Source organism: Martinezella lusitana (assembly GCF_900094565.1).
GTDB classification, from domain to species: Bacteria; Pseudomonadota; Alphaproteobacteria; order Rhizobiales; family Rhizobiaceae; genus Rhizobium; species Rhizobium lusitanum.
In genome coordinates this window covers 216,777-230,719 of record NZ_FMAF01000008.1, presented here as the reverse complement: position 1 = coordinate 230,719, position 13,943 = coordinate 216,777, and the positions used below count along the sequence as shown (strand labels likewise).

General features: G+C 62.8%; 16 protein-coding genes. 6 read left to right on the top strand and 10 right to left on the bottom strand.

Annotation, left to right across the window (positions count from 1 at the left end; translation table 11 throughout):
* Positions 1-7: 7 nt before the first annotated feature.
* The 3 genes from GA0061101_RS18975 to GA0061101_RS39460 form a co-directional block, all read right to left on the bottom strand.
* Positions 8-394 carry a GtrA family protein gene (locus tag GA0061101_RS18975; RefSeq protein WP_037197204.1) on the bottom strand — a complete coding sequence of 129 codons (387 nt, stop codon included), beginning with the start codon at positions 392-394 and terminating at the stop codon, positions 8-10.
* Positions 391-1,404, bottom strand: a complete 1,014-nt coding sequence (locus GA0061101_RS18970; RefSeq protein WP_037197205.1) for a glycosyltransferase — start codon at positions 1,402-1,404, stop codon at positions 391-393. The genes GA0061101_RS18975 and GA0061101_RS18970 overlap by 4 nt, the downstream gene beginning before the upstream one ends.
* Positions 1,405-1,493: 89 nt before the next feature.
* Positions 1,494-1,712: a hypothetical protein gene (locus tag GA0061101_RS39460; protein WP_162732653.1), complete on the bottom strand. Its 219-nt coding sequence runs from the start codon at positions 1,710-1,712 to the stop codon at positions 1,494-1,496.
* On the opposite strand from GA0061101_RS39460, the gene GA0061101_RS18965 reads away from it, so the two are divergent.
* The gene (locus tag GA0061101_RS18965) at positions 1,645-3,489 is read left to right on the top strand and encodes a hypothetical protein (RefSeq protein ID WP_037197207.1); all 1,845 of its coding nucleotides are present in this window, start codon (positions 1,645-1,647) and stop codon (positions 3,487-3,489) included. The two genes, GA0061101_RS39460 and GA0061101_RS18965, sit on opposite strands and share 68 nt — an antisense overlap.
* Here GA0061101_RS18965 and GA0061101_RS18960 read toward each other — a convergent pair.
* Positions 3,486-3,716, bottom strand: coding sequence for a hypothetical protein (locus GA0061101_RS18960; RefSeq protein WP_037197208.1), 231 nt, complete (start codon positions 3,714-3,716; stop codon positions 3,486-3,488). The genes GA0061101_RS18965 and GA0061101_RS18960 overlap by 4 nt on opposite strands.
* Positions 3,717-3,955: 239 nt before the next feature.
* On the opposite strand from GA0061101_RS18960, the gene xseA reads away from it, so the two are divergent.
* Both xseA and GA0061101_RS18950 read left to right on the top strand, forming a co-directional pair.
* Positions 3,956-5,557 carry an exodeoxyribonuclease VII large subunit gene (gene xseA / locus GA0061101_RS18955; RefSeq protein ID WP_092574491.1) on the top strand — a complete coding sequence of 534 codons (1,602 nt, stop codon included), beginning with the start codon at positions 3,956-3,958 and terminating at the stop codon, positions 5,555-5,557.
* Positions 5,557-6,147: an NAD(P)H-dependent oxidoreductase gene (locus GA0061101_RS18950; RefSeq protein ID WP_092574489.1), complete on the top strand. Its 591-nt coding sequence runs from the start codon at positions 5,557-5,559 to the stop codon at positions 6,145-6,147. The genes xseA and GA0061101_RS18950 overlap by 1 nt, the downstream gene beginning before the upstream one ends.
* A 12-nt stretch (positions 6,148-6,159) precedes the next feature.
* Here GA0061101_RS18950 and GA0061101_RS18945 read toward each other — a convergent pair whose 3' ends face one another.
* The 3 genes from GA0061101_RS18945 to GA0061101_RS18935 form a co-directional block, all read right to left on the bottom strand.
* The gene (locus GA0061101_RS18945; protein ID WP_037197211.1) at positions 6,160-7,413 is read right to left on the bottom strand and encodes an aminopeptidase; all 1,254 of its coding nucleotides are present in this window, start codon (positions 7,411-7,413) and stop codon (positions 6,160-6,162) included.
* A 93-nt stretch (positions 7,414-7,506) separates the two neighbouring features.
* Positions 7,507-7,980 (bottom strand): Cys-tRNA(Pro) deacylase, encoded by a 474-nt coding sequence (gene ybaK / locus GA0061101_RS18940; protein ID WP_092574487.1) that lies wholly within the window; start codon positions 7,978-7,980, stop codon positions 7,507-7,509.
* 10 nt (positions 7,981-7,990) lie between these two features.
* Complete coding sequence (locus tag GA0061101_RS18935; RefSeq protein WP_047556420.1) at positions 7,991-8,347, bottom strand: ArsC family reductase; 357 nt, start codon at positions 8,345-8,347, stop codon at positions 7,991-7,993.
* Positions 8,348-8,502: 155 nt separating this feature from the next.
* Between GA0061101_RS18935 and GA0061101_RS18930 the strand changes: the two genes are divergently transcribed.
* Together GA0061101_RS18930 and GA0061101_RS39455 are read left to right on the top strand one after the other, a co-directional pair.
* On the top strand, positions 8,503-9,024 hold the full coding sequence (locus GA0061101_RS18930; RefSeq protein ID WP_092574485.1) for a MarR family winged helix-turn-helix transcriptional regulator: 522 nt from the start codon (positions 8,503-8,505) through the stop codon (positions 9,022-9,024).
* Positions 9,025-9,156: 132 nt separating this feature from the next.
* Positions 9,157-9,312: a hypothetical protein gene (locus GA0061101_RS39455; protein ID WP_162693711.1), complete on the top strand. Its 156-nt coding sequence runs from the start codon at positions 9,157-9,159 to the stop codon at positions 9,310-9,312.
* Here the strand turns inward: GA0061101_RS39455 and GA0061101_RS18925 are convergent.
* The 3 genes from GA0061101_RS18925 to GA0061101_RS18915 form a co-directional block, all read right to left on the bottom strand.
* Complete coding sequence (locus GA0061101_RS18925; protein WP_092574483.1) at positions 9,309-10,370, bottom strand: succinylglutamate desuccinylase/aspartoacylase domain-containing protein; 1,062 nt, start codon at positions 10,368-10,370, stop codon at positions 9,309-9,311. The two genes, GA0061101_RS39455 and GA0061101_RS18925, sit on opposite strands and share 4 nt — an antisense overlap.
* Positions 10,371-10,478: 108 nt before the next feature.
* Positions 10,479-11,660 (bottom strand): MFS transporter, encoded by a 1,182-nt coding sequence (locus GA0061101_RS18920; protein ID WP_092574525.1) that lies wholly within the window; start codon positions 11,658-11,660, stop codon positions 10,479-10,481.
* 263 nt (positions 11,661-11,923) lie between these two features.
* On the bottom strand, positions 11,924-12,898 hold the full coding sequence (locus GA0061101_RS18915; RefSeq protein ID WP_047556319.1) for a quinone oxidoreductase family protein: 975 nt from the start codon (positions 12,896-12,898) through the stop codon (positions 11,924-11,926).
* 58 nt (positions 12,899-12,956) lie between these two features.
* On the opposite strand from GA0061101_RS18915, the gene GA0061101_RS18910 reads away from it, so the two are divergent.
* The gene (locus tag GA0061101_RS18910; RefSeq protein WP_245297499.1) at positions 12,957-13,871 is read left to right on the top strand and encodes a LysR family transcriptional regulator; all 915 of its coding nucleotides are present in this window, start codon (positions 12,957-12,959) and stop codon (positions 13,869-13,871) included.
* The last annotated feature ends 72 nt before the right edge of the window (positions 13,872-13,943 follow it).

The window sequence follows — 13,943 nt, the reverse complement described above, 5'->3', positions numbered from 1 at the left end:
CGGCTTCTCAGGGATTTTGCCGGTGGCGGAAGACAAAGCGTGAATAGCCGAAGAAGCTGAACGCGGTCGCCGCCGCCGATGCCAGCGTCAACGCGATGATCGGGCGCAAGCTCGGCTCGGCCACCAGCAGCGAGCTGAACAGAGTATAGTTCAGCAATGCCGAGGTCAGGCCGACCGAGCCATAGCGGAAGCCTTCGGCCGCAAGCGAACGGTCGGAGCGGCCGAAGGTGAAATTGCGGTTGAGAAACCACGTGGCAAGCAGCGCGCTCGGTATCGATATCGCCCGGCCGATGAAAGGGCCGAAGGGCGTGAACCAGAGCAGCAGGTGAAGCACGCCCGCATCGACCACAAAGCCGACGCTGCCAGCGATCAGGAAGCGAAAAAGCTTCTTCATGCGGCCTTTGCCCTTTTCTTCCGGCTCACCGGCTTTTCGAGTTCCGCCATGTAGACCGGCCTGTCGTCGCCGATCTGGCGGGATGATGGCTTGGCCAAGCTCATATAGTGGATGCGCAGCTGTTCTGCGCGGGCACGGGCGACGGAATCGAGTATCAGTCCGGCCGTGAACAGCATGAAGGAAATCATCATCAGCGCCACGGAGAGCACCCAGGTCGGCATGCGCGTCACGAAGCCGGTCTCGAAATATTCGACGAGGACGGGGATCGAGAAGCCGATGCTCAGTTCCATGGAAATGACGCCGAGAATGCCGAAGAAGACGAAAGGCCGCGTTTCCTTCATCAGCATCGCGAACATCCAGAGGATCTTCCAGCCGTCGCGGAAGGTGGAGAGTTTCGAGTGCGAGCCTTCCGGCCGCCGACCGTAATCGAGTTCCAGCTCGCTGACGGGCAGCTTCAGCCGCGAGGCATGAACCGACATCTCCGTCTCGATCTCGAAACCGCCCGACACGGCGGGGAAGCTCTTCACGAAACGGCGGGAGAAGGCGCGATAGCCGGAGAAGATGTCGGTGAAATCCGCGCCGAAGATCGTACGGTACAGCCAGTTGAAGATGCGGTTGCCGAAGGCGTGGCCCTGGCGACCGGCGTCGTTGTGAACGTTGCGGCGAGTGCCGACGACCATGTCGGCGCCTTCCGTCAGTAGCGTGCGGATGAGCTCTTCGGCGTCTTCGGGCGCATAGGTGCCGTCGCCGTCGGCCATGACATAGATATCGGCGTCGATGTCGGCGAACATGCGCCGCACGACGTGCCCTTTGCCTTGCCGCCGTTCGCGCACCACGGTCGCGCCAGCGAGCATGGCATGCAGCGCCGTGCCATCGGTCGAGTTGTTGTCGTAGACATAGATGCCGGCATCCGGCAACGCCCTACGAAAACCGCGAACGACATCGCCGATCGTGGCGGCTTCGTTGTAGCAGGGCAGAAGAACGGCGATGTTCAACTTCTCATTCCACATGGTCTTGGCCGGTTCCTACGCGTGATTTCAAGTTGAGGCCCGATGGACGATCCGGACGAGAGCTTATCCCGTTGGCTGTTAATAAGACCCTATGGTTGCGAAGGAAAAATGGCGGGAATGCCGCCCTTGCCGGGAACATTGTCGTGATGGATGCCGCCGCGTGCACGCGCTTTACTTTTTCTTGATGCACAGCGATTAGCGTGCAGCCTCGAATATCCTTCAAATACAGGGTTCATCAACATGGCACAGACGCTGGCAATGCCGCCCGAAGCAGCTGCGGCGGCAGAAAGGAAAGCATTGCTGCGCAAGTCACATCCTGTCCTTGTGCCACTGATCTACGCCATCGTCATCATCCTCGCCCAGCTGGTCATTCATCGCCACCTCACGGACTATGTCGGCCCCGACAATGACGACGTCATGCGTCTTGTCGAAGTGCGAGATTTCCTGGGTGGTCAGGGCTGGTTCGACATGATGCAATACCGCCTCGGTCTCGACGGCGGAACGTTGATGCATTGGTCGCGCTTCATCGATCTGCCGATCGCCAGCCTCATCCTCTTCTTCCGGCTGTTCTTCTCGCCGGAAGGCGCGGAGGCGGCGGCGCTGACCGTCTGGCCGCTCATGCTCGTGCTGCCGCTGATGGCCTTCATGGGCCTCGCGGGCCGCCGCATCGGCGGCGTCGAAGGCATGCATTTTTCGCTGATCCTGACATCGTTGTTTGTTCTGACCTCAGGCCGTTTCGTGCCGGGATCCATCGATCACGACAATATTCAGCTCGGCCTCGTCGCCCTTGCGGTCGCCATGCTGGCCGACGAAAGCTACAAGCCCCGCAATTTCGCCATCGCTGCTGTCGCCCTTGCCATCCAGCTCGGTATTGGTGCGGAGACGACGCCCTTCGTGGCGGTCGCCTGCGTGGCGGTCGCCTGTTTGTGGGCCTGGGACGGCGCGGTCTTTGCGCCCGCCGCCCGGGCTTTTGCCCTGACGCTGACGATTGCCGTCAGCGGCGCTTTCTTCTCGCTGGTGCCGCCGCGCCTCTATTCGATGGTCACCTGCGACAATCTCTCGCTCGGCTTTTATGGCATCATCAGCGTCGGCTGCGTCGGGCTCCTCCTGTCCGCACTCTTCGCCAGCCGTCTGTCCCGGCCGTGGCGCATGGCCGTGCTGGCGGCCAATGGTGCAGCGGTCTTAGCCACGACCGTCGCGATCGCTCCGCAATGCCTGCGCAATCCGCTTGCCGATCTGGACCCGATGCTGGTGGAACTCTGGCTGAGCAAGGTGACCGAGGCGCAGTCGATCTTCTCGATCGCTCGCACAACACCGGACGGGCTCGGTGCGTTCTACGCGACGGGCTTCCTGGCGATGCTTGTCTGCGCGTTCCGCATTATGCGCGGTGAACGCGCCCGTTTGCATGCGATCCTGATGGCCTTGGTCGCCGTCAATTGGGCGATCACGCTCGTGCAGGTTCGTGGCGCGGAATTTTCCAATCTGCTTGCCATTCCACCGCTGGCATTGCTGCTCGCCGATCTGCGCCGTATCTCGGCGGCCGATACCGAGGATGTCGGCGCTGCCTTCTTCTATGTGGTGACGGCCTTGATTTCTGCGCCGGCCGTATGGGCCGTCGGCGGCGCGCTTGCAGATAAAGGCATCGTCAACAGCTTTACCGTCGCCCCACCCGCCAAGGCCAAAGAGACGTCGAACTGCGCGTCAAAGGAAGCTCTGGCGCCGATTGCCAACCTTCCGCCGGGGGTCATAGCTGCGGCATCCAACATGGGTGCACCGCTGCTGCGCTTCACGCCGCATCGCACCTTGTCCGGCCCATATCATCGTGATCCGGATGGGATGCTGGCCGAACTGCATATCGGCCTTGCGGAGCCGCAGCAGGCGGAAGCGCTTCTGCGCGACGCGCATGTGACGCTGGTCGCATTCTGCAAGGGCGATCCGCAGGTGGAGACGCTGTCCGAACTGAAACCTCGGGGACTCTATGCTCAGCTGGGCGCGGGCCATGTGCCCGCTTATCTCGAGCCCATTCCCACACCGACCAAATCGGATGTGCAGTTCTTCCGGTTCAAGCCGCAGGAGCGATCCTAGGCGCGGCGGCCGTGCTCCATCATATCGGTGGTAATGAGATAGCCGATGAAGCCGAGATTGTAGCCGCCCAGCGCGACGAACAGCGTCGTCAGCGGCGGCACAACGATGGAGACGGCGACGGCTGCCATGAAGGCGATACTCACCAGCGCCACACCCAGCATCGCAGCGATCGTCGAGCGCTGCAGGCCGGCGGCAATTCCGATGATCGTGGCGGTCACGAATATCATCGCTCCATATCCTCTTTACCAAAAATCACTTTGCACAGAATTACGCACGGATGGCTAAGAAAGGCTTTGTCGACAGGGTTAACGTTTGATGAAGCAATAAGCTCCGCGTGTCCTGTGGGACGCGCAAAGGACACAGGAGCACTTTAAATCTGCGCATAATCCTTTCCTTCAATCGATTCCGATTGAAGGCGTTACGCACAAGGCTCCGCATTTTTCGCGACATCGGTTAGAAAAAGCCCATGAGCAGCTTTTTTGAGAGTGATTCGCCGTCGAACCTGACGGAATATTCCGTCTCGGAATTGTCCGGGTCGATCAAGCGCACGGTCGAGAATGCGTTCGACCAGGTGCGCGTGCGCGGGGAAATCTCCGGCTATCGCGGGCCGCATTCCTCGGGCCATGCCTATTTCTCGCTGAAGGATGACAGGTCCCGCATCGACGCGGTAATCTGGAAAGGCACATTCTCGAAGCTGAAATTCCGTCCTGAAGAGGGGATGGAGGTCATCGCGACGGGCAAGGTGACGACTTTTCCCGGTTCGTCGAAATATCAGATCGTTATCGAGACGCTGGAGCCGGCCGGCGCTGGTGCGCTGATGGCGCTGCTGGAGGAGCGCAAGCGCAAGCTTGGCGCCGAAGGCCTTTTCGATCCCGAGCGCAAGCGCCGCCTTCCCTTCATGCCCCGCGTGATCGGTGTCGTCACCTCGCCGACCGGCGCCGTCATCCGCGACATCCTGCATCGCATTTCCGATCGCTTTCCCGTGCATGTGCTGGTCTGGCCGGTGAAGGTGCAGGGCGAGGGGTCCGGCGACGAGGTGGCAAACGCCATTCGCGGCTTCAATGAATTCGCCCCCAATGGCCCGATCCCGCGGCCCGACGTGCTGATCGTCGCGCGCGGCGGCGGCAGTCTGGAGGATCTCTGGAGTTTCAACGACGAGGTTGTCGTTCGCGCCGCCGCCGCCAGCGAGATCCCGCTGATCTCCGCCGTCGGTCACGAGACCGACTGGACGCTGATCGATTATGCCGCCGACGTGCGTGCGCCGACGCCGACGGGAGCGGCGGAAATGGCTGTGCCGGTCAAGGCCGAACTGGAGGCGCAGCTCGCAAGTCTTTCCGCCCGTCTGCAGGGCGGTGTCACCAGGCAGATGGACCAGCGGCGGCAGGCGGTGCGTGCGCTCCTGCGCGCTTTGCCTTCGCTCGACCAGCTTCTCGCCTTGCCGCGCCGTCGCTTCGATGAGGCGGCCGCCGGCCTGGGCCGTGGGCTGGAGCTGAATACTTTGAATAAGCGCCGTTCCTTCGAGCGCATGGCCTCGCAGCTGCGGCCGGATATCCTGTCGAACCGGATTGCCGAGCGCCGCCAGCAGCTCAACGAGCGCATGACCCGCGCCGAACGCACCATCGAGCGCATGATCGACCGTTCCCGCGCTCGTATAGACAGGGCCGATGCCGTCTTCGCCACGTTGCCGTCGCGCCTGGAAGCGCAAACCGGCCGGGCCCGCGATCGCCTCGGCAATCTCGTCCGCCACGCCGACACGGCGATACGGCATCAGTTGACGCGCGCGCGCAGCGAACTCGTCGCGCAGGAGCGGATTCTGCAGTCGCTGTCCTACAAGAACGTCCTGAAACGCGGCTATGCCGTGGTGCGCGACGAAGACGACCGGCCGGTTTCTCTTGCCGCCGCGCTTACGGCTGGTGCCGCCATCTCGATCGAATTCGCCGATGGCCGCGTCGGCGCGGTCACGAGCGATGGTGAGACAACGCCGTCAGCCGGTACGCCGCCATCGAAGAAGCGAAGCGCAAAGGCAGCCGATCCCGCCGCTCCGCCGAAGCAGGGAAGTCTTTTTTGATGCGTATCCTGCTGGTCTTGGCCCATCCGCTGGAGGATAGCTTTGCCGCTGCGGTGGCAAGGGTTGCGGAGGAGACGCTTGCCGCCGGAGGGCATCAGGTCGATCTGCTCGATCTCTATCGTGAGGGCTTCGACCCGCGCCTGTCCGAAGCCGAGCGGCGCGGCTATTTCGACCAGCCCTATGATACATCGGGCGTCGACACCATCGTCGCGCGGCTGCGCGCGGCCGAGGGCCTCATACTGGTCTTCCCGCAATGGTGGTTCAATTTTCCGGCCATTCTCAAGGGCTTCTTCGATCGCGCTTTTGCGCCCGGCATCGCTTTCACGCACGATCCCGCCGGCGGCCGCATCGTGCCGAAGCTCACCAATATCCGCCTGTTCTGGGCGCTGACGACGACCGGTTCGCCCTGGTGGATCGTCCACCTCTACATGGGCAATCCGGTGCGGCGTCTGCTGAAGCGCGGCATTGCCGCCTTCTGTGCCAAGCGGCTGAATTTCCGCATGCTGGCGCTGCACGACATGGACCGTGTCAGCGAAGCCGGACGCAAGGCTCATCTTGCCCGCGTCAGGGCGGCTCTTGCCGCCCTTTAGCTCTGTCCCTGCCTACGCCCACTCGCCCTTGCGCATGACCGGCATGCGCGAACCGTCCGGCTTGATACCGTCGATGTCGACCTTGTCGGAGCCGATCATCCAGTCGATGTGGATCAGGCTGGAATTGCCGCCCTGCGCCTTGATCTGCTCCTGGCTCAGCGACGCTCCGTCAACGAAGCACTTCGAATAGCATTGGCCGAGTGCGATGTGGCACGATGCGTTTTCATCGAAGAGCGTGTTGTAGAACAGGATGCCGCTGGCCGAGATCGGCGAGGAATGCGGCACCAGCGCCACTTCACCGAGCCGGCGGGCACCCTCGTCGGTGTCGAGCACCTTGTTCAGCACCTCTTCCCCACGCGTCGCCTTGGCCTCGACGATGCGACCTTCTTCGAAACGGACCTGGATATTGTCGATCAGTGTGCCCTGGTGCGACAGCGGCTTGGTCGACGAGACATGACCCTCGACGCGCAGCGCATGTGGCGTGGTGAAGACCTCTTCCGTCGGAATGTTCGGGTTGCATGTGATGCCGTTCTTGGCAGTCGAGGCGCCGCCATGCCATTCATGGCCGTCGGCGAGACCGACCGTCAGGTCGGTGCCCGGACCCTGGAAATGCAGGGCGGCGAAGCGCTGGCCGTTCATCCATTCGGAGCGCTTGCGCAGATTGGCATTGTGCTCTGCCCAGGCCGCGATCGGGTCGGCGACGTCGACGCGCGAGGCGGCGAAGATCGCCTTGGCGAGCTTGGCGACGGCGATCGCTTCCGGGTCGTTGGGGAATACCAGCTTTGCCCATGAGGAGTTCGGGTAGGCGACGATGTTCCAGTTGGTATCGAAATTCGAGATCTTCTCCAGCGCCGGCTTATAGGCAGCCGAATTGGCACGGCTGGCGCGTGCCACCTTCGCCGGATCCTGGTTGGAGAGCAGCATCGGATTGTCGCCGGCAATGGCAAGGCGCGCGGTGTTATTGGAAAAGGCCTTGGCCATACCTTCGTAAAGCCAGTTCGCCGCACGGTCGAAGCTTGCATCCTGGCCGTATTCGTAGCGGGCAAGCGTGGTTTCCTCATCCGAATAGAAGGTGGAGACGAGTCCCGCGCCGGCCTTGTAGGCCTCGCGCGTGATCAGCCGCACCAGCGGCATCGCGGCGACTGGCGCGGTGATCAGCAGATCCTGGCCAGACTGCAGCTGCAACCCGACCTTTACGGCCACTTCCGCAAGCTTCTCCAGCTTGGCGTGATCGACGGGATGGTTGTTGGGGGAGTCGGGCGTCATGGCAAAACCTGCGTGTTTGATCGGAAGGATGGTCCCCAGACTTAGACCGCTTTGCGGCGAAAATGAAGGCGGTTTGTCAGTCCGCGGTGCCGATCAGGCAATCAGCGATGCCGCCTTGGCCTTCAAAACGGCCAATACATCCTGCGGGCTGAGCCGTACTTGCAGGCCGCGTTGGCCGCCGTTGACATAGACATGGGCCTCCGTCATTGCCTGGGCCTCGATGGCGGTCGGCACGAGCTTTTTCTGGCCAAAGGGGCTGATGCCGCCGACGTGGTAACCCGTCAGACGCTCGGCATCCGCAGGCTTCATCATGCTCGCCGATTTGCCGCCGAAGACAGCAGCGAGCTTCTTCATGCTGACTTCGTGGTCTGAGGGCACGACGGCACAGACCGGCTTGCCGTCCACCTCGGCCATCAAGGTCTTCAGCACGCGATGCGGCTCCTCGCCAAGCGCTTCCGCCGCCTGCATGCCGACGCGTTCGGCATTCGGATCGTAGTCGTAGGTATGCACGGTGAAGGCGACCTTCGCCTGGGTCAGCACTTGCGTCGCGCGGGTGGTCTTTGACATGGCCTTGCCTCTAGGCGGTCTTGCCGAAGACAGCCGCATAAATTTCGGGCTTGAATCCAACAAGCAGTTTTCCTTCCGCCTCAAGCACGGGCCGCTTGATCATGGAAGGTTGCGCCAGCATCAGCGAAATGGCCTTGTCCTTCGTCAGGTCCGCGCGGTCTGCGTCCGGCAGAGCCTTGAAGGTCGTGCCGGCGCGATTGAGGACGACTTCCCACCCGGCTTCGCTCGTCCAGCGCTCGAGATGATCCCTGTCTATGCCGATGGCCTTGTAGTCGTGGAAATCATAGGCGATGCCGTGGCTCTCGAGCCATGTCCGCGCCTTCTTCATCGTGTCGCAGTTCTTGATGCCGTAAATGGTGATCGTCATGGCGAATCCGTCTCTTGCTGTCGGATAGCGCATAGCACGCAAGCGAAGGCGGGGAAAAGCCGGCCAGATGGAGCAGCGGTTCGCCTGGCCGTTGCGATCACAGCTGATTTTCCTGTAAATATGCATCATGCATATTTATGGCGGTGGAATAGGGTATGGCGACGGATAGGGAAATATCGCGGCTGGAAAACATCTTCGGCGCCATGAGCCTGGCTCTGGTGGACAAGATGGAAAAGGCCTTCGCCGACGAAACCGGCCTTGGGCCGAGCGCCATCGCGGCCATCGTCCAGATCGGCACCGAGCCGGGCCTGACGATCGAGACCCTGCGCAGACTGATTGCGCTCTCCCATTCCGCGACCGTTCGCCTTGTCGATCAACTCGTGACATCGGATCTCGTGCTCAGGGCCGGCGGCGTCGAAGGCGACAAGCGCGCCCGATCATTGCAACTGACGGAGAGCGGGCGGACGCTGTTTGACAAGAGCCTCGCCGCCCGCCGCGCCGTCATTCGCCGGGCGTTCAAAGCGCTGGGGCCTGAGGAGACCGAACAACTCGGTCGCCTGGCGGAAAAGCTGCTGCCGGCTTTGGTCGATCTCGGGGACGATCAGGATGTGGTCTGCCGCGTCTGCGACCAGGGAGTCTGCGACCAGGACAGGTGCCCTATCACCGTCATGACGTAACGTCGAACGGCGACCTTGACATTCAGCTAATTTATATGCAGTATGCATACATATATATGAGGCGGCGTCGTTTTCGACGCTGCCTTCGATGCTCTGAACATCGCCTGCATCAATTCGATCGGAGGCATGATCGTGACAGGAAATCGCACAATCTTCGGCATAGCGGTCCGCGCCGGCCGCGCGGCCATGGCCATCACTCTGGATCAAGTTCGTCGCTTCGGCGCGCTTCTCAGGGAGGCGGCCGCCATCGCCTTCGCCATACGGTGCAAGGTGATCGACGGCCGCTAGTCTTCGAGCGTGCCCGGCTTGCGGGCGACCGCGCTCGGCCTGTCGCAGCCGATCTTCATCAGGTCGCCGCGCCGGCGCACCAGCCGGTCCGAGACGCGGGTAACGATGAGGCCGGCTTGTGGCGCACGGACGTCGATGGTCCCACCCGGCATGCCGGGCGCGGTGATGATCGTCGCCAGCAAATCGCCTTCTTCGACGCGTTCGCCGATGTTGCGATGGAAGAGCACCGTGCCTGCCTGCGGCGCGCGGATCATCTCGATATTGTCGAGCGGCACCGCCGGCCCGGTAAAGGCGGCAAGATCAACGCTGTCGTCGCGCACGGCCCCTCGGGCGGCCAGGAAGCGCCACAACCCTTCGGCATCCTGCTTTGCCATGTCCGGATAGACATCGCGCGTCCCGCGCAATTCGACTGTGACCGAAAGCTTGCCCGGCAACGGTACTTTCTTCTCTCCCGGCACTTCATATTTCCAGGCGAAGCTGACGGCCTCTTCGAAGGCCGAGCTTTCGCCGTCCGATAGCAGCACGGCATCCATATTCAAGGCGGCGGCGAGATCGGCCGCCTCGGGCCAGAAGGCCTCGTCGATATAGGCATATTGCAGAGACTCGTCGTCGCAATGGAGATCGATCACCAGATCGGCGCCGAGCGCCATATGGATCAGCTGGCGCTTCAGCCGGTCGACTGCCGGATAACGGTCGAGATTGTCGATCAGCAGATCGCGGTCGCGCAACGAAATCAGCGGGAAATCGCGATTGAAATTGGTGCGCGATCCCAGGTCGAAGCGTCCCTGCATCTCGCCGAAATGCGATTGCGCAGCACCGATCGGATTGGCGTGCGGCACCACGACGATGTCGCTAAGTATCGCCCCTTCCAACCCTGCGCGCCGCAGCCGTTCGCAGAGGAAATGCAGGAGCGCCGTCCCAGGCAGCTCGCCGGCGTGGAGCGCGGCCTGGATGTAGATCCTCGGCGCGTCGGCTTTACTGCCGGCGAAATGCAGGACTGGCAGCCGCCAGGCAATCCCCGGAGTATCGCCCTCGATGACAATTTCGGTGACGTTCATGGGCGAGCCTCCTGCTGGTTATGATCTCAGACCCATACCAAGCCGTTGCCCCGTCCTGCAACCGTTGTTGCTTCGGAGCGTCAATGAGGCGGATTGCCCCGATGCCTGTCAGAGACGGCGATTCCGGCGCAGGCCGAGGCTCAGAAGAAGGCTGAGCAGCACGGCGCCGACACCGAAGGAAAAAGGCGCGGCATAGCCGAGATGGTCGGCGAGCAGGCCTGCGATCGGGCCCGTCGTGCCGAGCGAGACGTCGAGGAAGATGGAATAAAGACCAAGCGCGACACCACGGTTTTGTGGTGGAATCCGCTCCATCGCCTCGTTGCCGAGTGCCGGAAAGACCGGTGCGAAGCCGGCGCCGGCAAGGGCCGCGCCGATAATGGCGATGGTGGGCGAGGGCGCAAGGGCGAGTGCTGCGAGGCCGATCATCTCAACGACAAGCGAGATACGCGTAAGCGGCAGGCCGCCAAACCGGGCAACGGCTTGCGCCAGGCCAAGCCGGACGCCCATGAAAGCGAGGCCGAAGGCGCTGAGCGCGAAGGAGGCGCCCTCCCAGCCGCGACTGTGGAAGAACAGCGCGACGAAGGCCATGACCACGCCGAAGCCGCTGGAGGCCAGCGCCAGCGCCACGCCGAAGGGCGCGATGCGGCTCAGCACCTGGCCGGTGCCGATGCCCTTTTCCTTGACGCCGGGTACGGGCGGCCGTGTTTGCGCCAGCATGAACCCGGCAACGGCGAGAACGATCGTCACGATGCCTATGGCGAAGAAACCATATTGGCCTTGCAGCCAGGCGCCGAAGGGTGCTGCCAGCGCAATGCCGCCATAGGTGGCGATGCCGTTCCAGGAGATGATGCGCACGGTTTCGCGCGATCCCATCAGACCGATCGCCCAGGTGATCGCCGCCGTGCTGACCCAGCTTTCGCCGATGCCGAGCGCCAGGCGTCCCGCGAGCAGCAATGCCAGGCTCGCCGCCGGAACATGGACGGTCAATGCGGAGGCGAGCGTCAGGATACCGGAAAGCCCATAGGCGAGAAAACCGAGCAGGACCGAACGGCGCGGCCCGTACTGATCGCACAGCCGCCCCACCTGCGCGCGGCTGACGATGGTTGCCACATATTGCGTGCTGATGGCGATGCCGGCCCAGACGACGCCGAAACCGAGGCCGCTATCGACATAGGTCGGGAGTACCGCAAGCGGCAGGCCAATGGCCAGGTAGCCGAAGAATGTCAGCGCGACGATGGAAACGAGAGCCAGGGTCGAGTTGAACCGGATGGTCTGGGAAGCAGTGTTCACGGGATATCGCCTGCGGGCACCGGCAAGCGCGGTGTCCATGCTGTTTGCCACGAAAAATCGGGATTCGTATCGGATAGAGATGGCGGCGATAGCCGACCGGCCATGCGGCGCCACGAACAATCGGTAGCAGGCGAGGGCCGCCCCGGTCAATGGAATTGCTGCTTTGCAGCAAAAGCCATTGACGGGATGATGCGATTGTGCGTGGGGCTTAGAAGGTTCTTCGCCACGGGAGCGGGGCCGTGGTCAACCCCGCTCGAAAGGGCTCACATCGTCAATACGACGCTCGCCGTCGTGCGTCCGGCCTCAAGGTCCGCATGCGCTCGGGCCGCGTCCTTCAGTTCGTACTCGGCGCCGATCGGATTGATCAGCCCGGCCTGCAGGTATTCCATCAGGGCCTTGGTGCCCTGTCGGTAGAGCTCGGGATCGTTGGCATAGGTCAGCACACTCGGACGCGACAGGCCGATGGCGCGCGGCGCGGTCAATTCCTCTATCTCGATCGGCGGGATGGGTCCGGCAGCCTGGCCGAGGCTCGCAACCATCCCGAAGGGGCGCACGGCGGCAAGCGTCTGCGACAGCATGGCACCGCCTATACCGTCGATAGCGAGATGCACGCCACGACGATCGGCGATGCGGCGGGTCTCCTCCACCCAGTCTTCGGCGGTGTGCAGGAGAACGGTGTCCGCGCCGGCCTCATAGGCAAAACCGGCCTTGGCTTCGGAACCGACCGTGGCGATGACGTTGGCGCCAAGCCGCTTGGCGAGACGCGTAACCAGCTGGCCGACGCCACCGGCCCCCGCATGCACGAGAACCCATTCGCCCGCTTTCAGCGGATAGACCTTCTGCAGCAGCATGTGGGCGGTGAGCCCGCGCAGCATCGTGCTGCCGGCAACCCGCTCGCTGACGCCATCGGGCAGTTTCACCAGCCGCGATGCCGATAGCGTGCGCATCTCGGCATAGCTCCCGAGCGGATGGCCGATATAGGCGACGCGATCCCCAACTTTCAGCTCTTCGACACCGGGGCCGATCGCGTCGACGACGCCCGCGCCCTCGAAGCCGAGGGCGCTCTGGCCGGGCGGCAGCGGATAGAGCCCGGAGCGGATGTAGATGTCGACGAAATTGACGCCTGAGATGCTTTGACGGATCCGGGCCTGGCCGGAGCCTGGCTCTGTAATGGGAAGATCAACGGCTTTCATGGTCTCGGGGCCGCCGGGGCCGGTGATGACAATCGCTAGGGGCATTGGGAAGTCTCCTTTCAGGAAATCTTTGACCACAAACATCAGCCTGAATAAATTCGGTATGAGTTCACCATATCTGTGCAATAATGCACCGATGATCGACTGGCAGGACCTTCTTCATTTCGCCGCCCTGGCGCGAACGGGCTCGCTCTCGGCGGCGGCGCGCGAGTTGGGCGTGGATCACGCAACCGTCGGCCGGCGCATTGCCGCACTGGAGCGCTCGCTGGATCTGCGCCTGATCGACCGGCGGCCGCGCACGTCGCCGCTGACGGCCGATGGCCGCGCTATCGCCGAACTGGTCGCCGGCATGGAGGACAATGTCGAGGCGATCAGGCGCTATTCGAAAAGCGCTGTCGCCGGGCTTTCCGCCGCGGTCAAGATCAGCGCGCCGCCATCGATCGCCGCTCATCTTCTGGCCCCGAAAGCAGCCGTCTTTCGTGCCGAGCATCCGGATATTACATTGACCATTGCCGGTGTTACACGCCGCGCCGCCCTCAATTACGGCGAGGCCGATATCGCCGTGCGCATGACGCGGCCGGAGGAGAGCGATCTGCTTGTCCGGCGTATCGGCGTGATGCGCTTCGGCCTCTATGCCATCCCGGCTGTGGCGCAAATGCCTGAGGAGGATTGGTCTTTCATCGGCTACGACGCGGCGATGGAGCACCTGACGCAGCAGACCTGGCTGCGCAGCCTGCTGGCCGGCCGCCCGATCGTGTTTCGTGCCACAGATGTTTTCGGTCAGCTCGAGGCTGCCCGTGCCGGTCTAGGTGTTGTGGCGCTCCCTGCGTTTCTGGGGGATGCCGAAGCGGGGCTGATGCGCTTGCCTGTGGCCACTCCTTCACCGACGCGGGATCTCTGGCTCGTGACCTATCCGGATCTGCGTCGCTCGCTGGCCATTCGCGCCGTCATGGATTTTGTCACCGAAGTGATCGGCAGAAGCTGTCCCTTGCGCGATGGCGCCGAAGCGGCGGTGTAAGCCGAAGGTTTGCCAGCTTATTTTCCTGTTGCAGCTTGGCGGCGAATCTCTATCCATAAACAGATGAGCCAT